This is a genomic window from Nonomuraea sp. NPDC050451 (assembly GCF_044458585.1).
On record NZ_JBITHZ010000032.1, the window covers coordinates 54,953 to 74,140 of the forward strand.

16 protein-coding genes and 1 tRNA gene are annotated in these 19,188 nt (G+C 69.9%); 9 read left to right on the plus strand and 8 right to left on the minus strand.

Annotation, left to right across the window (positions count from 1 at the left end):
• Positions 1–434 precede the first annotated feature (434 nt).
• Together ACIBI9_RS51700 and mptB are read left to right on the plus strand one after the other, a co-directional pair.
• Positions 435–1,169: a glycosyltransferase family 2 protein gene (locus ACIBI9_RS51700; protein WP_397234631.1), complete on the plus strand. Its 735-nt coding sequence runs from the start codon at positions 435–437 to the stop codon at positions 1,167–1,169.
• Between the two features lie 727 nt (positions 1,170–1,896).
• Positions 1,897–3,348: a polyprenol phosphomannose-dependent alpha 1,6 mannosyltransferase MptB gene (mptB, locus tag ACIBI9_RS51705; RefSeq protein WP_397234633.1), complete on the plus strand. Its 1,452-nt coding sequence runs from the start codon at positions 1,897–1,899 to the stop codon at positions 3,346–3,348.
• 557 nt (positions 3,349–3,905) lie between these two features.
• Here the strand turns inward: mptB and ACIBI9_RS51710 are convergent.
• The gene (locus ACIBI9_RS51710) at positions 3,906–6,584 is read right to left on the minus strand and encodes a hypothetical protein (protein ID WP_397234635.1); all 2,679 of its coding nucleotides are present in this window, start codon (positions 6,582–6,584) and stop codon (positions 3,906–3,908) included.
• A gap of 57 nt (positions 6,585–6,641) precedes the next feature.
• On the opposite strand from ACIBI9_RS51710, the gene ACIBI9_RS51715 reads away from it, so the two are divergent.
• The 4 genes from ACIBI9_RS51715 (at position 6,642) to serS (ending at position 10,746) form a co-directional block, all read left to right on the plus strand.
• Complete coding sequence (locus ACIBI9_RS51715) at positions 6,642–7,832, plus strand: glycosyltransferase 87 family protein (protein ID WP_397234637.1); 1,191 nt, start codon at positions 6,642–6,644, stop codon at positions 7,830–7,832.
• Positions 7,833–7,854: 22 nt separating this feature from the next.
• Entirely contained in the window at positions 7,855–8,274 is a 420-nt protein-coding gene (locus ACIBI9_RS51720; RefSeq protein ID WP_394494753.1) for a DUF4446 family protein, read from the plus strand.
• Positions 8,275–8,395: 121 nt separating this feature from the next.
• Entirely contained in the window at positions 8,396–9,316 is a 921-nt protein-coding gene (gene pheA / locus ACIBI9_RS51725; protein WP_397234639.1) for a prephenate dehydratase, read from the plus strand.
• A 167-nt stretch (positions 9,317–9,483) separates the two neighbouring features.
• On the plus strand, positions 9,484–10,746 hold the full coding sequence (gene serS / locus ACIBI9_RS51730; protein ID WP_397234641.1) for a serine--tRNA ligase: 1,263 nt from the start codon (positions 9,484–9,486) through the stop codon (positions 10,744–10,746).
• On the opposite strand, the gene ACIBI9_RS51735 is transcribed toward serS, so the two are convergent.
• On the minus strand, positions 10,710–12,053 hold the full coding sequence (locus ACIBI9_RS51735) for a hypothetical protein (protein WP_397234643.1): 1,344 nt from the start codon (positions 12,051–12,053) through the stop codon (positions 10,710–10,712). The two genes, serS and ACIBI9_RS51735, sit on opposite strands and share 37 nt — an antisense overlap.
• A 140-nt stretch (positions 12,054–12,193) precedes the next feature.
• Complete coding sequence (locus tag ACIBI9_RS51740; RefSeq protein ID WP_093173019.1) at positions 12,194–12,397, minus strand: cold-shock protein; 204 nt, start codon at positions 12,395–12,397, stop codon at positions 12,194–12,196.
• A gap of 223 nt (positions 12,398–12,620) precedes the next feature.
• Here ACIBI9_RS51740 and ACIBI9_RS51745 point away from each other — a divergent pair, with 223 nt between their 5' ends.
• A complete protein-coding gene (locus tag ACIBI9_RS51745; protein ID WP_397234646.1) occupies positions 12,621–13,418 on the plus strand; it encodes an HAD family hydrolase in 798 nt (265 codons plus the stop codon).
• Positions 13,419–13,456: 38 nt separating this feature from the next.
• Here the strand turns inward: ACIBI9_RS51745 and ACIBI9_RS51750 are convergent, their stop codons facing one another.
• Positions 13,457–13,972, minus strand: a complete 516-nt coding sequence (locus ACIBI9_RS51750) for a bacterial proteasome activator family protein (protein WP_192789222.1) — start codon at positions 13,970–13,972, stop codon at positions 13,457–13,459.
• 5 nt (positions 13,973–13,977) lie between these two features.
• On the minus strand, positions 13,978–14,934 hold the full coding sequence (locus tag ACIBI9_RS51755; RefSeq protein ID WP_397234648.1) for an NAD(P)H-quinone oxidoreductase: 957 nt from the start codon (positions 14,932–14,934) through the stop codon (positions 13,978–13,980).
• A gap of 114 nt (positions 14,935–15,048) precedes the next feature.
• Here ACIBI9_RS51755 and ACIBI9_RS51760 point away from each other — a divergent pair, with 114 nt between their 5' ends.
• Positions 15,049–16,998, plus strand: a complete 1,950-nt coding sequence (locus ACIBI9_RS51760) for an AAA family ATPase (protein ID WP_397234650.1) — start codon at positions 15,049–15,051, stop codon at positions 16,996–16,998.
• 83 nt (positions 16,999–17,081) lie between these two features.
• On the opposite strand, the gene ACIBI9_RS51765 is transcribed toward ACIBI9_RS51760, so the two are convergent.
• Positions 17,082–17,168, minus strand: a tRNA-Ser gene (locus tag ACIBI9_RS51765).
• 51 nt (positions 17,169–17,219) lie between these two features.
• On the opposite strand from ACIBI9_RS51765, the gene ACIBI9_RS51770 reads away from it, so the two are divergent.
• Positions 17,220–17,546: an STAS domain-containing protein gene (locus ACIBI9_RS51770; protein WP_397234652.1), complete on the plus strand. Its 327-nt coding sequence runs from the start codon at positions 17,220–17,222 to the stop codon at positions 17,544–17,546.
• 42 nt (positions 17,547–17,588) lie between these two features.
• Here the strand turns inward: ACIBI9_RS51770 and ACIBI9_RS51775 are convergent, their stop codons facing one another.
• Both ACIBI9_RS51775 and ACIBI9_RS51780 read right to left on the minus strand, forming a co-directional pair.
• Entirely contained in the window at positions 17,589–18,434 is an 846-nt protein-coding gene (locus ACIBI9_RS51775) for an NUDIX domain-containing protein (RefSeq protein WP_397234654.1), read from the minus strand.
• Positions 18,435–18,446: 12 nt separating this feature from the next.
• Positions 18,447–19,181: a M15 family metallopeptidase gene (locus ACIBI9_RS51780; RefSeq protein WP_397234656.1), complete on the minus strand. Its 735-nt coding sequence runs from the start codon at positions 19,179–19,181 to the stop codon at positions 18,447–18,449.
• Between the last annotated feature and the right edge of the window lie 7 nt (positions 19,182–19,188).

The window sequence follows — 19,188 nt, forward strand, 5'->3', positions numbered from 1 at the left end:
GGCCTGCCGAGACGCCCTGCCTGACAGCAGTGCTCCGGCCCGCACATGGGACATGCAGGACAGCAGTGCCCCGGCCTGCGCATGGGACGTCAAGCGCGGCAGCGCTCCCGCCCCTGACCACGGCGCCGCACTCGTCCCTGCACGCGCCCCGGCACCAGACCCCGCATGAGGCCGTGAACGCGACCCCGCTTGCTGCACGAGGTGGTGAATGCCATCATGCGCGGCACATTGCACCCACCTGACGACGTGCGGTGCTGCCGCTCCCGTACCGACCATGCCTGGAACGTCGGCTACGGTGGCAATAACGGCCCGAGTCGGGTCGCGGGCCACGGCCCGGGTCGAGTCGCCGGCCACGGCCCGGAGGTCGTCCCCGGTCCCGGCCCCGGCGCTCGGCTGAGGAGAAACGGAAGCGTCGTGTGCGGAGGTGACGCTCGGTGAGCAGCAGCGGCGACACAGCGGTCATCATCCCGGCCGCCAACGAAGCCGACCGCATCGCGGCCACCGTCAAGGCTGCCGCGGCGCTGCCCGGCGTCGACCTGGTCGTGGTCGTGGACGACGGTTCGAGGGACCAGACCGGCAGGGTGGCCCGCGCGGCCGGCGCCAGGGTGGTGCGCCACAGCCGCAACAGGGGCAAGGCCGCCGCGATGGAGACCGGCGCGGAGGCCGTCCGTCTACTCGACGAGGACGCCATCCCCCGCCACCTGCTCTTCCTCGACGCCGACCTGGGCGAGACGGCTCACGCCGCCGCACCCCTCATCGAGCCCGTACGCGCGGCCAAGGCCGACATGACCATCGCGGTCTTCACGACCAGGGTGAAGCTGGGTGGCCACGGCCTGGTCGTACGCCTGTCGAAGGAAGGCATCCGCCGGGCCACCGGCTTCGATCCCGCCCAACCGCTCAACGGCCAGCGCTGCCTCACCAGAGCCGCTTTCGAGGCGGCCCGTCCGCTGGCGCACGGGTTCGGGGTGGAGACGGCGCTGACGATCGACCTGCTCCACAAGGGCTACCGGATCGTGGAGGTCGAGGTCGACATGGCCCATCGTGCCACGGGGACGGACTGGCGAGCCCAGCTCCACCGAGCGATCCAACTCCGGGACGTGGCCCTCGCCCTCGCCACTCGAGAGCCGCTTATCGCCCAAAACCTCAACAAAATCCGCCCCAACCACTGACCATCTCCACACCTGGCAACGACCACAAGGCCGCTTCCCTCCTCGGACCAGGGCAGCGGCCTTCCTCATCCCCAGGACCCCCAGCCCGACCCGGTTATCCACAGGCAGCTCCCGTCCGGCCGAAACCCCCTCGCGAGTGTGCTGGAATTTGCCGGTGACTTCGGAGAAGCGGCACGAAAAGGCACGGGGCCAGCTCGCCGGGCAGGCACAGGGCCGGCTAGCCGGGCAGGCACAGGGCCGGCTAGCCGGGCAGGCACGGGGCCGGCTAGCCGGGCTGGCCACGGCGGCGATCGGCGCCTCGATCCTGCTGACGATCACCATAGGCCTCCTCGGCCCATCCCCGATGGTGCCCGCCCTGACCGGCCCCAGCTGGCACCCGCCGTACTCTCTCGACGTCCACCCCAACCCTTACCTGGTGATCGCCCTCGCCGCCGCCGCGATCACCCTGGGCGGCCTCGGCCTCCTGACCGCCCTCACCCTGACCCGCTCCCCAAAACTCCAACACCCCCCCAGCCCCACCCCCGACACCCCACCCCCCACCAGCCCGCAGCCCACCACCCCCACGCAGCCAACTCCGATGCAGCCAGATGGGCCGCAGCCACCCGCGGCAGGCGCAGACCGACCTCAGACCGACACAACGGGGTCAGATGCGCCGCCCACAGTCGCGCCGAGCAAGCGTTGGTCACTGTCGAGCAAGCGTGGGCCGGTGCCGAGCAAGCGTGGGCCGATGCCGAGCAAGCGTTGGGGACTGCCGAACGCCCGCCTCCTCGTCCTGATCGGCTGCACAGCCGCCGCAATCCTGGCCTTCCTACCGCCGTCCGGCTCCGGCGACCACCTCAACTACGCCGCCTACGGCCGGATGGTGACACTGGGCCTCAGCCCGTACACCCATGGCGCGGTGGACCTGCCGGGCGACCCCATCGCGGACGCTGTCGAGGAGCCGTGGCGCGAGGAGCCGAGCGTGTACGGCCCGGTGGCCACGGCCGTACAAGCGCTGGCGAGCTGGATCGGCGGCGACTCCCTCCGCCTGACGATATTCGTGCTGGCCCTGTTCAACGCCGCCGCGTTCATAGCGACGGGCCTCCTCATCGACCGTTTCACCAGAGACGACCCGACCAGACGCCTTCGCGCCGCACTCCTGTGGACGGCCAACCCCCTCCTGCTCTACCAACTGGTGGCAGGAATGCACGTCGACACCCTCGCCATCGCCTGCATGGTCGCCGCCCTCCTGGCCAGAAGCCGCCCCGCAGGCTCCGGCATCCTGCTCGGGCTGGGAGTGGCGATCAAGGTCAATGCCGGCCTCGTGGCCCTCGGCCCCGCCTGGGAGCTACGCCGCCGCCCCGCCCGCCTGGCCCTCATGGCGGCCTGCGCCCTCGCCGTAGTGGTCATCGGGTACGCGATCGTCGGCCCGGAAGCGATCGCCCCGATGACGCGCACCAGCAAGTCGATCTCCCACGCCTCGTTCTGGAAGCTCGTCCAGGGCTGGCTCCAGTCCATCGTGGGCACAGGCAGCGCCTACCGAGGAGAGATCCAGATCGGCTCACTCCTGGTGCTCGCACTCATCGCCTGGTCCCTACTCCGCCTGGCCTCCCACTCCCGCCAACCCGACCTCCTTTCATCGCCCACACCGAGCCACGAGCCACCCCCCTTCCCACCGAACGGGCCTGGCCGCCCCACGACCACCGACCCGGGGAGCGGAACGACCACCGATCCGGGGAGTGGGACGACCACCGATCCGGGGAGTGGGACGACCACCGATCCGGGGAGTGGGACGAGTAACAGCGGAGGACTCTGGGCGAGCCGCTGGGCGGCGCCGCACGGCAACGGCGGGCTTGAGGCACCGGTTGTGGCGGTCGGACTGATGGTCGCCTACGTGTTCGCCACGCCCTACATCCTGCCTTGGTACGACGGACTGGCCCTCGGATTGCTGGCGCTGGTGACGGCCTCCGCAGTGGACGGGTTCGTGGTCGCCCACCTGCTGGTCCTCTCGCTGGCGTACCTCCCGGCCAGAGTGAACGGGCAGCCAGAGGATCTCGATTGGCTCAGGGAGGTGGTCCGGCCTCAACTCGCGTGGGTGCTGCTGGCCCTGACGGTGGCATTGGTCCTATGGGCGTGGCGAACTGCCAGACGCGAACGCCTCCCATCGGCGTCGGCTCGGGCGCGGCGCGGCGCAGGGTGAGCGTTGATCGTTGGCGTCAGCCAAATGAGGGCTTGGGCGCTGGTGGTTGCGGTTGGCCGGGTGGGGACCTGGACGCTGGTGGTTGGCTCATCTCGGGCAGGCCCACCGGCAGGCTGCGCACCCCGGCTGGCCTCGATGGCCACGTCGAGCGAGCCTCCCTACTCCTTCATCCGCCAGCTTCTTCATCCGCCAGAGCAGGATCGCGATCATTGCTGTCGGCCCGGCCTACACCTTCCGGTGGGGCGCCCAGCACTGCAGGCCCCACTGACCAGCAAAACCCGCCCGACCACCCGCCACGAGCCAGCCGCCGTGGCGATCGGCAGACGCGCCCAAGGGCACCCGATTCGGTGTCGGACGGCACTGTCTCCTGCTTGCTGGGGTGATGGGCAGGGGCGTTGGACGGTGCGGGGCGCGGTGGAAGTTCGTGGGCGTGAGGGACCCTGCCCCCATCAGTGGTCCACGGATGCGATCCGTGCTGCTCGGGCGCGGCGCGTACGCGGGTGACCTGAACGCTCCACAGCCTTTGGAGCGTTCGGCTGAGGATGCGCCACTCATGCTCAGTCCGTAGGAAGGGTGGTGAGTTGGAGGGCGCGGACGCAGGCGGCCAGGGTCAGCGGAATGGCCACCGTGAGGGCCATGGCGGGGATGGCGATGCCGGAGTCGTTCATGAGGAAGCCGACGAAGGCGCAGGTGAGTGCGCCGAACAGGCCGGCTCGGAGGGTGGGGGCCAGGCGGTAGGCCTGGCCGAGGGCGGAGGCGCCCCATCGCGAAGGGCGGTCGAGCACCAGGAACAAGAAGGCCAGTGCGACCAGGGAGAGGAGGGTCAGTGACCAGTTCCCGACGGTTACGCCGATCATGGCGCTGAACTTGCGCCCGACGACGGTCCACGCCTGGCCGTCGATGATCTGCTGGACGAAGTTGCCCAGGTGGGTGCGCTGGGCGTCGGGGCGCAGCCAGTCGAATACCGAGAGGGCGCCCACGAGTGCGGCCCCCACGAGGCCGACGAGCAGGAGTCTCAACAGCGATACGCGCTTGCCGGAAAGCAGGATGAGGAAGACCGCCAAGCCGATCACGAACGCCGGTACGCCGCCGAAGTCAGCCCCCCACGAAGGCCATCCGTCCGCGAAGACCGCGAGTCCCCCGTACAAGGCGCACGCCGCGACGACCACGACCCTGGACACACCTCTGCCGAGCAACCACTGGGCCACGCCTGCGAGTCCGAGGATGGTGCCTGTGGCGTAGACGGCGAAGGCGATGTTGCTGAAGCCGTAGAAACGGCCCCCGGTCACGGGCTCGTAGCCGGTTACCGCGTTCACCTGGAGCTTGGAGCCGGTCATGACGTCGATGAGGAGCGCGAGGGAGGTGACGGCGGCGACCACGGTGAGCGGGCCCAGCACGTGCGTCCGCCACGGACCGGCGAAGGCCAGGGCGGTGATCAGACCGGCGATGGCCACGATCGTCACGATCACCGACAGCATCGGTACGGGCAGGGTCGACCAGGGCACCAGTTGGGCCAGGAACGTGGAGATGGGGATGGCTCCGCTGATCACCGCGACGATCTGGACGGATCTGAGGAGCTTGGAGGTGCTCGCGAAATCGCCGCCTGGGGCACCGAGGATTGAGGTGCCTTCGTGCGTGGTGGACGAGGACTCGATGGGCTGGGGCTCGCTGGACGTGCTTTCGGTGGTGGATGGGGGTTCAGTGATCGAGAAGTCGCTGAGCGAGGGGTTGGTGGACGGGTGTCCGGTGGATGGGGGTTCGGGGGACGAGGGGGCGCTGGGCGAGGGGTCGGTGGATGAGAGGTTGGTGGAGGGGGGCCCCGTGGACGGGAGGTTGGTGGAGGGGGGCTGAGGGCTGGGAGGAGTGGGGGAAGCGGTGTCTCGGCGGCGGCGGAGGGCCAGGGCGGCGAAGGCGTAGAAGAGGAGCTGGACCGTCACGAGTACGGCGAAGAACGGGCCGCGTACTTCCCGGAGCACCTGGCTGGCCAGGTCGCCGTCCGCAAGTTCCGCCACCGTTTCGGCCGGTGTGGCGGCGGCTGGGCCGTTGGGTTGCCAGGGGCGGCCGACCACTTGGCGGGGGGCGGGGAGGCCCAGGAGTTGGATGGCGGTGGCGGTGAGGTCGGTGATGGTGACCAGGGCGTCCTGGCGGGTGGAGGTGGCCGTGAGGTAGCCGTGGTCGTACGGCCGGCCGCTCGGCGACGGGCCCTGGGCGATCGCCACGTGGAGGTGGGCGGTCGGGGACACGTCCGAGAGGCCCGCCACGAGGGTGGTGGTGTTGGAGGGCAGTTTGGCGATCAGGGCGCCGATCTGCTGGTCCGCCTTGCTCGCGGCCGCCTGGCGGGCTGCGGCCGGCAGCGGGGTGGGGACGCCGAACTCGTCCAGCGGCTGCGCGGTCCAGGCGGTTGCCAGGTCGGCGGCCTCCATGATGATCAGGTTGTACGGGGCCAGGTCGCCGGCGGCGTCAAGAGTGGGGGTGTATTTGGCGATATTTCCGGACTTGTCGGCACCGGCGAGTGCGGCGCCTGGGCCTATCGCGGCGACCTTGCCTCCGTTGTCCGTCACCAGCTGGCCCAGCGTGCCGAGTTGGGCGTCGAATCCGGTTTCGGACTGGTACGCGGTCAGCGTGGGCCAGTTCGGGATCTTGGCCGTATCCCCGGTGAGCTCGGGGGTGGGGGGTTGGAGGCAGCCCTTGCCTGCCGTACCGGCTCGCTGGCCTGCTGAGACGGTCAGCCAGCCCGCTGTGGGGCAGGTGATGCCGCGGTCCGGGGGTGGTACGGCTCGCGTGGAGAGGGAGGCGGAGGCGCCCTGGCTGATGAGGGCCCACAGGTTGGGGGTTCGGGATGGGTTGAGGTCGCTCCATTCGAGGCCCGGCACGCCGATGAGGGCTACGTGGGCTTGATCGAACCCTCGGGTGGGCTGGTGTTGCCGTGCAGCGGTGGTGGATGGGCTTTTGGCTGCTGCTCCGGCCAGCGTGCTGGGGGATGTCGCGGTGGCGGAGGCAGGGGATGGGGTCAGGCAAAGGGCGGTTGCGGTGGCCAGGCTGAGGGCGAGGGTGCTGAGAATGCGCCTGCTCGCTCCGGTGGCGGGGGCGCGCTTGGGTGCTTGTGCCTCGGAGGTGGGCTGGAGCACAGATCTGGCGGAGATGTGCGCCGGCGTGAGCCTGGAGGCGGCGTAATCGGTGGTGGGGGTGGGGTGTACGGGGTGGGCGCCGTCCCAGGTGGGCGTGGCGTGTGGCATGTACGGACCCCCATTGTTTGCCCTCGATCAACAACAGCCACGGTAACGTGCCACATCGTGACAAGTGGCGAGGTGCGGGTGGTACGGCGGCAGTGGTGGGCGTGGGCGGTCGTGGTGCTCGTGGTCGCCGCGGCCGTGGCGCCCCTGGTGGTCACGTGGCTCACCAATTCGGACGATCAGCGGCTGGTTGACCTGGACGTTTACCGTACCGGGGGCCAGATGCTGCTCGAGGGCCGGCCGGTGTACGACTATGTCACACCCGCCCCCCAGCTGCTGCCGTTCACGTATCCGCCCGTCGCGGCGATGCTGGCCGTGGCGCTGGCCGAGATGTCGTGGGGGACCGCCCAGTGGGTCTGGACGGCCGGGATATTCGCGGCGCTGGCCGTGACCGTGTGGTTGTCGTTCAGGCAGGCGCTCAGGAAGTACGTGCCCTGGGTGTTCGCGCTGCTCATGGTGGCCTGCACGTACCTGATGCCGATCAGGGACCAGGTGCGGTTCGGGCAGGTGGACATCCTGCTGGTCGCGTTGTGCCTGGCCGACTGCGTGGTCAAGCGGCCCTGGTGGCCGCGGGGGTTCCTGATCGGGCTGGCCACGGCCGTGAAGCTCACGCCGGGCGTCTTCCTGATCTATCTGCTGGTCACGCGGCAGTGGCGGACGTTCTTCATGGCGGCGTTCACGACGGCGGTGCTCACGCTGCTGCCGTTCGCGGTGATCCCGCGGGACGCGTCGCAGTTCTGGTTCTCGGCGCTGCTCGATCCCAACCGCCTCGGCTCGAACGCGGGCACCACCAACCAGTCGATCCGCGGCATGCTGATCCGGCTCTACCTCCCCGAGACGGCGACGTCCGCGATCTGGCTGGTGATCGTGGCCGTGGTCGGGTGGTACGGGTTCCGCGGCGCGCGGGACGCGTACCGGGCGAATGACCATCTCACCGCGGTCGCCCTCGTCGGGCTCATGGCCGTGCTGCTCTCGCCCGTCGCCTGGATCCACCACCTCGCCTGGGTGGTCGTGGTGCTCGGCGCGATCGTGGGCGACGGGCGCGATCCGGTCAGGCTGCGGGTGGCGGCGGGCGTGTGGCTCTATTACGTGCTGCCTATCCCCTGGTGGGGCGTCTCGTTGAAGGCGGCCGACATCCCGGGGGTCAGCCTGGTGCTGGGGAAGATCGTCCAGAACGGGTTCGGGCTCGGGGCGCTGGCCCTGGTGTGGTTGTTGGTGTCCTGGTTGCCGAAACGGCGTCAGATCGCATGACCGACCCATTACCCTCTGTGCCGTGCTCGTTACCACATGGGTCATCGTGGGCGTCGTCGCCGGGGTCAGCGGCGTATTCATCGGGTATCTGTCGCTCCGGCAGGCCAGAGCGGCGGTGGAGGAGTGCCAGCGGATGCTCGCCCGGCAGACCAGCGAGGGCATGGGCGATCTCAAGGCCATCAGGGACGTGGCCGTCTGCCGGTACGACGCGCTCTCCGAGATGACCGGGCGGCTGTCGTTCTCGGTGGCGATGATCAACGGGCTGGGTGACGGCATCGTGCTCACCTCGATCAACGGGCGCAGCGAGACCCGTACGTACGTGCGGCCCGTGGTGGGCGGGAAAGGGCGGGAGCCGCTGTCGCCCGAGGAGGAGGAGGCGGTGCGGGCGGCCAGGCTGGGGCTGGGGCCGATGATCCTGTCCCGGGCGTCGGGACCGCTGTAGGCGGGCACGTCCCTGGGCGGAAGGGGCCACGGGTCCGTGGTGGCGGGAGGCAGGGCTCTCCATCGACGCGTCCCTGGGCGAAAGGGGGGCGGGGGCGTCCACCTGCGGATACTCTGGATGCATGCCCAGACTCGCCTATCTCGGACCGGAAGGCACCTTCACCGAAGAGGCCCTGCGGCTCCTCGACCCCACGGCCGAGCGTCTGCCCTGCGCCAACGTGCCCGCCGCGCTCAACGCCGCCCGCAGCGGCGAAGCCGACGGCGCCGTCGTGCCGCTGGAGAACTCCATCGAGGGCGCGATCACCACGACGCTCGACGAGTTCGCGTGGGGCGAGCCGTTGCTGATCACGGCCGAGCTGCTGCTGCCGGTGCAGTTCTCGCTGCTGGCCCGGCCCGGCACCGAGATCCCCCACATCAAGCGGGTCTACACGCATCCCGCGGCCATCACCCAGTGCCGCGCCTTCATCGCGCGCGAGCTGCCCGACGCCGTCGTGGTGGCCGCGCCCTCGACCGCGGCGGCGGCCCAGGAGGTCTCGCTGCCCGGCTCGCCGTACGACGCCGCCATCGCCGCCCGCATCGCCGGCGAGCACTACGGGCTGGTGGAGCTGGCCACGGACATCGGTGACAGGTCCGACACCGTGACGAGGTTCGTGCGGGTGGGCCGGCCCGGGCCGCTGCCCGAGCCGACCGGCTCCGATCGCACGACGCTGGTCGTCTTCCTCGCCGACGACCACCCGGGCGCGCTGCTGGAGATGCTGACGGAGTTCTCCGTACGCGGGGTCAACCTGACGCGCATCGAGTCGCGGCCGACCGGTGACGGCATCGGGCGCTACTTCTTCCACTTCGACTTCGAGGGTCACGTGGCCGACGCCCGGGTCGGGGAGGCCCTCGCCGGGCTCCACCGCATCTGCGGCGACGTGCGCTTCCTCGGCAGCTACCCGCGCGCCGACGGCATCGCGCCGCAGATCAAGCGGGGCACGTCGGATCCCGAGTTCGCCGAGGCGGGCGGCTGGCTCGCCCGGGTCCGCGCGGGTCAGGTCTGAGGCGCCGACCGTCCGTGTTCGCCGAGGCGGGCGGCTGGTTCGCGCGCGTCCGCGCAGGCCAGGTCTGAGGCACCGACCGTCCATGTTCGAGGCGGCGACGGACCGAGTCAGCGTGTACGCGGTAATACGGGGGCGGGCTGCTGCCCAGCGCCGGTAGCCTTTGGCTTGTGATTGACCTGCGTACCCTTCGTGAGGATCCCGACCGGCTACGGGCGTCGCAGCGTGCCCGCGGTGAGGACGACTCCGTCGTCGACACGCTGCTCGACCTGGACGAGCGCCGCCGATCCGCGCTGACCTCGTTCGAGTCTCTGCGCGCCGAGCAGAAGAGCATGGGCAAGTCGGTCTCCAAGGCGCAGGGCGAGGAGAAGGCCGCGCTGCTCCAGCGGGCCAAGGACCTCGCCGGCCAGGTCAAGGCCGCCGAGGCCGAGGCGGAGAAGTTGACGGGCGAGCTCGACGAGCTCGTCCAGGCGGTGCCCAACATCGTCGAGGAGGGCGCGCCGGAGGGCGGCGAGGACGACTACGTGGTCCTCGAGACCCACGGCGAGCCGCGCCAGTTCGACTTCGAGCCCAAGGACCATCTGGAGCTCGGCGAGGCCCTCGGCGCCATCGACATGGAGCGGGGCGCCAAGGTGTCCGGCTCGCGGTTCTTCTTCCTCAAGGGCGTCGGCGCCCGCCTGCAGCTCGGCCTGCTCAACATGGCCATGCAGCAGGCCATCGAGGCCGGGTTCACCCCGATGATCACGCCGGTGCTCGTCAAGCCGGAGACCATGCAGGGCACCGGCTTCCACGTGGCCCACGACAAGGAGATCTACCGCCTCCCCGAGGACGACCTCTACCTCGTCGGCACCTCGGAGGTCTCGCTGGCCGGCTACCACGCCCAGGAGATCCTCGACGGCGGCGACCTGCCGCTGCGCTACGCGGGCTGGTCGTCGTGCTTCCGCCGCGAGGCCGGCTCGTACGGCAAGGACACCAGGGGCATCATCCGCGTCCACCAGTTCGACAAGGTCGAGATGTTCTCGTACGTGCGTCCTGAGGACGCCCACGAGGAGCACCTGCGCCTGCTCGCCTGGGAGAAGGAGATGATGGCCAAGATCGAGGTGCCCTACCGGATCATCGACACGGCGGCCGGAGACCTCGGCATGTCGGCGGCCCGCAAGTTCGACTGCGAGGCGTGGATCCCGACCCAGGGCCGCTACCGCGAGCTGACCTCGACCTCCAACTGCACGGAGTTCCAGGCCCGCCGGCTCGCCGTCCGCTACCGCGACAAGGACGGCAAGCCGCAGCACCTGGCCACGCTCAACGGCACGCTGGCCACCACCCGGTGGATCGTGGCGATCCTGGAGAACCACCAGCAGGCCGACGGCTCCGTGGTGGTTCCCAAGGCGCTGCGGCCCTACGTGGGCCTCGACGTGCTGGAGCCGTCCAAGTAGGCGCGGCGGGCGTCGTACCTGACGAGGACGGCGCCCGCGAGCACGACCAGGCCGGTCAGCAGCACGGCCAGGGCGACGGCGACCCAGTAGGGGCCCGGGGTGCCCACCGACCAGCCGTAGAAGGGCGTGTAGACGGTCACGTACACGAGCGGGGCCGCCAGCACCCCGATGGCCGCGGGAGTGGGCCGGGCCCGGCCGGCCACCGCCAGCACGAGGCACACCACCGTGCCCGCCAGGGTCGCGAGCACGCCGAGCAGGCTCAGGACCACCGCGTACTCGCTGGAGATCGGATCGGGGGTGCTGAGCGCGGTGAAGAGGCCGAGGCCGGCGGCCGCGGCGAACCCGATGTACACGCGCTGGTAGCGGTGCAACCCCGCTGCGGCTCCGCCGAACAGCATGCACGCGGCCAGGAAGATCGCCACGTTGCGCTCCGGCGACAGGTCCACGGCGCTGATCTCCGACGAGCCGGGCAGGCCGACGCGCCGCCACTTGCCGGACACGTCGCGGACCAGGATGCCGTCCAGGCCGTTCGCGACGACCACGACGTGCCCGCCCGGACGGGCCTGCACGGCCAGCGCCATCGAGTGCCGGCCGGTCCAGGACGGATAGCGCCGGGTGAGCCGCTCGCGGTCGTCCGCGGTGAGCGCCCATGACGGGCCCCAGGTCTTGCCGCCGTCGTCGGACTGCTCGACGGCCACCCTTGCGGGTACCACCCGATAGCACCGCGTCGCCTGCATGGGGACGCAGGCGGCGCTCTGCAGCGGCCTGCTCTCCCACGCGCCGCCGTCCTCCTCCCAGGTGACCCCGCCGTCGTCGGAGATCTGGGTGAGGCCGTCCCGCACGTGGACGACGATCGAGTCACCATCCACGTTGACGGAGCTGGCCGTGGGCATGGGGGCGGCCGACGTGGCCGTCACCGCCAGTACGGCCAGCGGCATCGTGACCATCACCCGCCAGCGCGCGGAGTACGACTCCAGGCTGCGGCGGCGTACCCACCAGGCCAGGGCGAGCGCGGGCAGGGCGAGGAGGTCCGTGGGATCGGCCAGGACGCGCGATGGGCCCGCCACGAGGGTCCAGGCATGGGAAGCGAGCTCAGCGCCCGTCTCCGTGGTTTTCACGAGCGTGAAGAGCACCCCGGTCAGCACGGTGGCCGCCAGATCGGCCCGTCGCCAGAAGATCAGGGCCACCAGTGCGGGGGCGACGACCAGCCCCGCGACGTCGCTGAGCTTGCCCGTGAGCGGCCCGGGCCAGGCCTGCTTGAGCAGGTGGTCGTTGATGAAGAGCACGAACACCCCGGCAACGGTCACGGGGTGACATAACCAGGCGTACCTCATGTAGGGGTGGATGGCCGCGAAGCCCAGAAGGTTCGCGGCCGTGACCAACCCGGAACAAGCAAAAGACCGAGGCCCGCTGGAAGCGAACCCCGGCCTGTCTCGCTGCTACAAGGTCAGATGGCGCGGACCTGGGAGGCCTGCGGCCCCTTCTGGCCCTGCGTGATCTCGAACTCGACCCGCTGACCGTCTTCAAGGCTGCGGTAGCCACTGCCTTGAATCTCGGAGAAGTGCACGAACACGTCCGGCGCACCGCCGTCCGGGGCGATGAAGCCGAAGCCCTTCTCGGCGTTGAACCACTTGACGGTTCCCTGAGCCATAAAAGCTCTCCCTCAGGATGTGAATCTATGGGACCCACACCTCGTGGGTCCCGGTGTGTCGTACAGCAAGCACCCGGGGTGGCTCAGACAAAGTCATGCTGGTTTTCACTACGGGATCAGCTAATACAACGCCATCACATCTAACACCATTCTGGCGCGTTGGTGTTCCCGTACCAACGAAGATTTCTGTCAGGCGGCATCACCGGGCAAACTGGAACCTGTTATGCAGAGCCTTCCCGCGCCCCGTCTTGTGGCCACCGACCTCGACGGCACCGCGTTGCGTACCGACGGAACCGTGTCTCCCCGCACAGTGGCGGCCTTCGGCAGAGTCGAGGAATCCGGCGCTGTGCTCGTGTTCGTGACGGGGCGGCCGCCCCGGTGGATGGGCGGGGTCGCGGGTGCCGTACGTCACCGTGGGCTCGCAATCTGTGCGAACGGAGCACTGATCTACGATCTCCATACCGAACAGATAGTGGAATCTCACCTCATCACGGTCGACGTGCTCGAGGAAGTCGTGGATCAGCTAAGAGCGAACGTGTCCGATCTCGTATTTTCGGTCGAGTATGAAGCCGGTTTTGCGCATGAGTCACAATTCCTCCTGGGTGGCCTGGACAGGGGGGCCCTAACGGCATGCGTCGACTCCGTGACGGCCCGTCCATGCGCCAAGCTGCTGGCCCTGCACCACAGGATGAACGCGGACGAGCTGCAGGCCACCGTGGAGGGGTTGGTGGGGCATCTGGTGACCGCGACCCACTCCAGCCGCAGGGGCCTGATCGAGATGAGCGCGCAGGGTGTGACGAAGGCCACGGCGCTGGCGGCGCTCGCCGGGCAGCACGAGATCAAGCCCTCGGAGGTGGTCGCGTTCGGTGACATGCCGAACGACCTGCCCATGCTGAGCTGGGCAGGCACGTCGTACGCGGTCGCGAACGCACATCCGGACGTGCTCGCGGCCGTCGACCACGTGACCGCGGCCAACGACGACGACGGCGTCGCTCAGGTGATCGAACGGCTCTACGGATAGCCGCCGCGGGCGGCTATCCGGAGCAGGCGCCGGCGCCGCTACAGGTAGGGGCCGGAACCGCCGGGCGGGCGGTGCTGGTCGTCTCCCTGCGGCACGCCGGGCAGCGCCCGGCGCATCTGCTCCAGCTGGGCACGCGCGGCCATCTGCTGCGCGAACAGCGTGGTCTGGATGCCGTGGAACAACCCTTCGAGCCAGCCGACCAACTGGGCGTGCGCGATGCGCAGCTCCGCCTCGCTCGGCGGCGCGCCGTTCTCCTCGGTGAACGGCAGGGACAGCCGCTCCAGCTCGTCGACCAGCTCAGGAGCCAGGCCGTCCTCGAGCTCCTTGATGGAGGACGCGTGGATGTCCTTCAGCCGCTTGCGGCTGGCCTCGTCGAGGGGCGCGGCCCTGACCTCGTCGAGGAGCTGCCGGATCATGCTGCCGATGCGCATCACCTTGGCGGGCTGCTCGACCAGGTTGGTGACCGATCGATCCTCTTCGCCGCTATCGCCCTGACCTTGGAAGTCAGGGCCCACCACCACGATGTGAGGGGTGTTGTTGTCCTCAGCATTCATAACACTCACCGTACTAGCAGGATCTTGCCGACGTGCTCCCCCGAATCCAACATTCGGTGGGCTTCGGCGGCCTCGGACATCGGTAGTTTCGCGTGCACCACAGGACGCACGGCCCCGGCGCTGACCAGGGGCCAGACGTTGTCCACAACACTACGGACGATTGCCCCCTTCTCGTCCACCGGACGTGAGCGGAGCGCGGTCGCGTGCACGGAGGCGCGCTTGGCGAGCAGGGCCCCCAGGTCGATCTCGCCCTTGCGGCCGCCCTGCAGCCCGATGATCACCAGTCGGCCGCCGGTGCGGAGCGCCCGGACGTTTCCGGCCAGGTATTTGGCGCCCATGATGTCGAGGATGACATCCGCGCGTACTTTGTCGGCGAAGTCTTCCTCGCGGTAGTTGATGACCTCGTCCGCGCCCAGCTCCCTGACCCGCTCGCCCTTGTCGGCCGAACCGACCGTCGCGGCGACCTGCGAGCCGAGCGCCTTGGCGAGCTGCACGGCGAACGTGCCGATCCCGCTGGCCCCACCGTGCACCAGCAGCGTCTCGCCCCTGCGCAGCCGCCCGATCATGAACACGTTGGACCACACCGTGCACGCCACCTCCGGCAGCCCGGCGGTCTCCACCAGCGGCACACCGTCCGGCACCGGCATGACCTGCTCCCACGGAACGGCTACGCGCTCAGCGTAACCCCCGCCCGCGAGCAGCGCGCACACCTGGTCACCAGGCTTGAACTGCTCGACGTCCGCGCCGACCTCGGCCACCACGCCGGAGACCTCCAGCCCCGGGTACGGCGACGCGCCGGGCGGAGGTTCGTAGAACCCCTGCCGTTGCAGGACATCGGCCCTGTTGACCGCCGAGGCGGCCACGTCGATGAGGACCTCTCCCCGCTCGACCCGGGGGTCAGGCACCTCACGCCACTGAAGCACCTCTGGTCCGCCCGGCTCGGCGATCTCAATGGCTCGCATGCGAACTACGGTAGCCGGGCAAAGAAGTTGTGGGTTGCCGAGCTGTGTGGTTGCCCGTGGCGTTAATCTGCAAGGTATTTGCTGCCCCTTTAGACCCACCCGAGGGGGAACACGGTGGCAAGACACGATCGAGAGGAATCGCTCGAGGAGCAGCTGGCGTGGCTCGACGCGATCAAGGAGACGGAAGAGGCCCCCGTCTCTGTCAGCGCCTCGACCGCGGCTGCCGACGAGCCGGTCGCCTCGCCGTACCCCCAGGACCCGTGGCGGATGGTCCCCACGCAGCCTGACACGCCGACGCCGCCGCTGTTCCGCGCGGCCGTCGACTCCGTGTACGGCGCCGCGGCGGCCGAGGACCTGCCCGACGGTGAGATGGAGGCCGCAGAGTGGCTCGGCACAGCCAGCGCGGCCACGAAGGAGCCCCCGGCCACTCCACCGAGCTCCGTGCGCGAAGACGACCCGTTCCACGCTCCGTTGAAGCCGCTGCCGCGGCCCGACGACACCGACACGTACGCGCTGTCGTTCACCCCGCCTGAGACGTCGGAGCAGGAGACGCAGGACACGTCCTGGACGTCCGTGCCCGAGTGGGCACGGGCGCCCGAGCCGCCCCGCGAGGAGCCGGAGAAGGAGACCGCCCGAGCGGAAGCGGCCGAAGCCGAGCCTGCCGAGGAGAAGAAGGACGGCGAGTCCGCCTCGGCGGACACCTCTCCGAAGAACGAGCGCCCGCAGTGGCCGGAGCCGTCGGACACCCTGCCGACGATCCAGCCTCCCAAGTGGTCGGAGCCGGCCACCGCGCAGGAGCCCGAGCACCCCGAGCCCTCGCGGTCGAAGGACGAGCACACGGACCCGGCCTGGCTGAAGGACGCGGAGCCGTCGTGGTCGAAGGACGTGGAGTGGCCGAAGCCCGAGCCCGCGGAGCCTGAGGAGCGGCGTGAGGAACGGCCTTCGTGGTCGGAGCCGGCCCAGCAGGAACGGCCTTCGTGGTCAGAGCCGGTCCAGCAGGAGGAGCCCCAGCAGTGGGCCGAGCAGCCCGAATGGCGCCCCGCGGAGCGGGAGATCCCGCCGCCCGCGGAGCGGCGGCGCCGCCCTGCCCCGATCCCCGTGTTCACCGCCCCGCCCAGGCCGCCGGTCACCGGCCGCCCGACCGCCGACAGCCTCGACCCGGAGTCCCTGCTACGCGGACGGCGTAACGCCCCCTCCAAGGGCTGGCGCCGCCTGATCTACAAGGCGTCTGGAGGCTGGATCAAGCCGGGCGAACCCCCGGAGGTCCGCCGCCGCCGCGAGCTGGTGAGCAGGGCCCGCACCCCGGTCACCGCCGGCCACCACCGCGTGGCCGTGCTGAGCCTGAAGGGCGGCGTGGGCAAGACCACGACCACGGTCGGCCTCGGCGCCACCCTGGCCCAGATCCGCGGCGACCGGGTCATCGCCGTGGACGCCAACCCCGACCGCGGCACCCTGTCCGACAAGCTGGTCCTGGAGACCTCGGCCACCGTGCGCGACCTGCTCAACGAGCGTGACCAGGTCAAGCGCTACGTGGACATCAGGGCGTTCACGTCGCAGGCGCCCTCACGGCTGGAGGTGCTCGCCTCCGACCGGGACCCGTCGGTGTCCGAGGCGTTCAGCGGCGCCGACTACCAGGCCGTCTCCCAGGTGCTGGAGAACTTCTACTCGATCTGCATCACCGACTGCGGCACCGGCCTGCTGCACTCCGCGATGGGCGGCGTGCTCGGGCTGGCCGACCAGATCGTGCTGGTCAGCTCCCCGTCCGTGGACGGCGCCAGGGCGGCCTCCGCGACGCTCGACTGGCTGGAGGCGCACCACTACGGCGACCTGGTGAAGAACGCGACCGTGGTGCTGTGCAGCGTGCGACCGCGCTCGAAGTCGGCGGTGGACATCAAGAAACTGGAGGCCCACTTCGCCGCCAGGTGCCGCGCGGTGGTCCGGGTGCCGTACGACCCGCATCTGGAGGAGGGCGCGGAGATCGACCTCGATCGGCTGCAGGAGCCGACCAGGGACGCCTATCTACAGCTCGCCGCCTGCGTGGGCGACGGTTTCGCGGGACAGTGAGAACTCTGCCACGTGGACTGCCGCTACGGGCCTTGACCAGGCCCGGCGGAAGGGCGGCAGTCCAACGAGCAGGGGCTGTTGAGCGGAGGGTGTGGGATTCGAACCCACGAGGCCATCGCTGACCTGGCCGCTTTCAAGGCGGCTGCACTCGTCCACTATGCGAACCCTCCTGTGCGGAAACCACGATAGCGGCTGCAGTGACAGGGGTGTACGTTCAGGAGGTGGCGGATCTCAACGTTGAGGTGGAGCGCGGCCGGTCGGCAGCGCTCGTCCGCCTCGACGGTGACCTCGACAAGCTCACCGCGCCGCAGCTCAAGGAGTGTCTGGGCAAGCTGCTTGCCGAGGGTCTCGTGCGGGTCGACATCGACGCCAAGGCGCTGGAGTTCTGCGACTCCAGCGGCCTGTGGGTGCTCGTGGAGCACCAGCGCCGGGTTTCCGCCCAGGCCGGTACGTTACGCCTGGTCGGGGTGCACGGCGTGCTCCAACGCGTGCTCGACGTGACGGGCCTGAAGGCCGCCTTCGACGCCGTGCTCGCCGCGGAACGCTGAAGACAGGTCAGCCGGCGAGCTGCCGTGAGCCCACCCGTGAGCTCACTCGGCCAGCTGCGAGAGCAGCCACTTCGGGCCCACGGTCTCGGCGCCCAGCTCGTGCACGCGTTCTCTCAGCGCCCGGTCCGCGGTGACGACGAGCACCCGTTCCCACGCCTTGGCCCCGCGCACCACGTCGACGATCGCGTCGTCGCCGCTCCCGGTGGCCGCGACCACCTGGACCCCCGGCAGCTCCGGTGCGCTCCTGGCGGCGCCCTCCACGACCGCCACGACGCGCGGATACCACTGCGCCAGCACCGGATGCGTGAGCCTGAGCCTCGACACGGCCTCCAGCAGCCGGGTCGCCGCGCCGAGCCGGTCGCGCCACCAGCCGTGCTCGGCCCGCGCGCCCACGATGTTGGCCACGTCGAGCACGAGGGTCTCCGGCCTGATCTCCCCCTGGACCTCGTCCCAGGTGGCGGCGAAGCCGGGATGCAGCTTCCGGTCGGTCACTTGCGGCAGCGGGAGCCAGCGCATCTCGCTGCTCTCCCGGTTGGCGGGGGCGGCGGCCAGCAGCTCGGGCGAAGCGGCGATCACCGTCTCGAACACCCACCCGCCGTGATCGTCACGGTAGACGCCCTGCACCCGTAGCCCCTCGCCGGCTAGCGCCGCCTCCTCGCGGGCCTCCCGCAGCGCGGAGGCGACGGCGTCCTCGTGGCTGTCGCGCGCCCCGCCCGGCAGCCCCCAGGTGCCGCCGTGGTGGCTCCACCAGGAGCGCTTCTGCATGAGCACGTACGGCGTGCCGGACTCGTCGTGGTGCACGACGAGCAGCCCGGAGGCGCCGTGCAGCCCCCAGTGCCTGTGGCCTTGGGAGCACTCGATCCAGCCGTCGCCGTCCTTAGCCGCCATGGGGGGATTCTCTCAGCCTCCGCCCTTGCTGAAATGCTGCAGGTCCCTGGCACCTGACCAGTAGCCGCCCCACTCCCAACCAACCTGGTCAAAGGCCTTAACTACCTTGTCACCGGGATTTATTACTCCCTTTCCCTTCATGGGGCGTTTGGTGAACTTTTTGGATGCTTGGTGCGCTGTGGTACCACTTGCGGTGACATATGGGTTCTGGATGGGATTGACGTCTATCGCTTGCCCGTACGCGTGCTTGGACCAATGAGTGGACCCGGTCGCTTGACGGCAATTGAAGGCCGAGGTGTTGTTGGCCTCGATCGAGTCGAAGTCGTCACCCTTGTACGCGTCCACCAGCTTCATCCGCTCGATGGGCCAGCGCCAGCCGTACAACTTCTTGAAGACCGTCACGATGTCGTCGGTGACCGCCTTGTTCACCACCAGCTGCCCGGTGTGCGGCTTGTCGTCGAAGCCCCAGTACGTCATCGTGATCAGCCGCAGGTCGCGGTAGTGGACCGGGCAGCCGGGCCGCCACGAGTACGGCAGCTGCTGACGGGAGAGCCGCGAGATCTTGGCGCTGAAGGCCGGCGGGGCGGTCGAGCCGGGCGCGCCCGTGGTGGGCGACGGCGTGGGTGAGTCGAGGCTCTCGAAGGCGGGAGCGCTCTCCTTGGGGACGGAACCCGTGGCGGCAGGCTTGCCCGTCCCGCACGAAACGGAAGCGAGCACCACGAACGCCATGGCGGCAGCACGTTTCATCTCGCCA

Bases quoted from the DNA above. Each gene is read 5' to 3' on its own strand.
- mptB (WP_397234633.1), top strand. From the start codon at position 1,897: ATGCCGAGCAAGCGTTGGGGACTGCCGAACGCCCGCCTCCTCGTCCTG.
- ACIBI9_RS51710 (WP_397234635.1), bottom strand. From the start codon at position 6,584: ATGCCACACGCCACGCCCACCTGGGACGGCGCCCACCCCGTACACCCC.
- pheA (WP_397234639.1), top strand. From the start codon at position 8,396: ATGCCCAGACTCGCCTATCTCGGACCGGAAGGCACCTTCACCGAAGAG.
- ACIBI9_RS51740 (WP_093173019.1), bottom strand. From the start codon at position 12,397: ATGGCTCAGGGAACCGTCAAGTGGTTCAACGCCGAGAAGGGCTTCGGC.
- ACIBI9_RS51745 (WP_397234646.1), top strand. From the start codon at position 12,621: ATGCAGAGCCTTCCCGCGCCCCGTCTTGTGGCCACCGACCTCGACGGC.
- ACIBI9_RS51750 (WP_192789222.1), bottom strand. From the start codon at position 13,972: ATGAATGCTGAGGACAACAACACCCCTCACATCGTGGTGGTGGGCCCT.
- ACIBI9_RS51755 (WP_397234648.1), bottom strand. From the start codon at position 14,934: ATGCGAGCCATTGAGATCGCCGAGCCGGGCGGACCAGAGGTGCTTCAG.
- ACIBI9_RS51775 (WP_397234654.1), bottom strand. From the start codon at position 18,434: ATGGCGGCTAAGGACGGCGACGGCTGGATCGAGTGCTCCCAAGGCCAC.
- ACIBI9_RS51780 (WP_397234656.1), bottom strand. From the start codon at position 19,181: ATGAAACGTGCTGCCGCCATGGCGTTCGTGGTGCTCGCTTCCGTTTCG.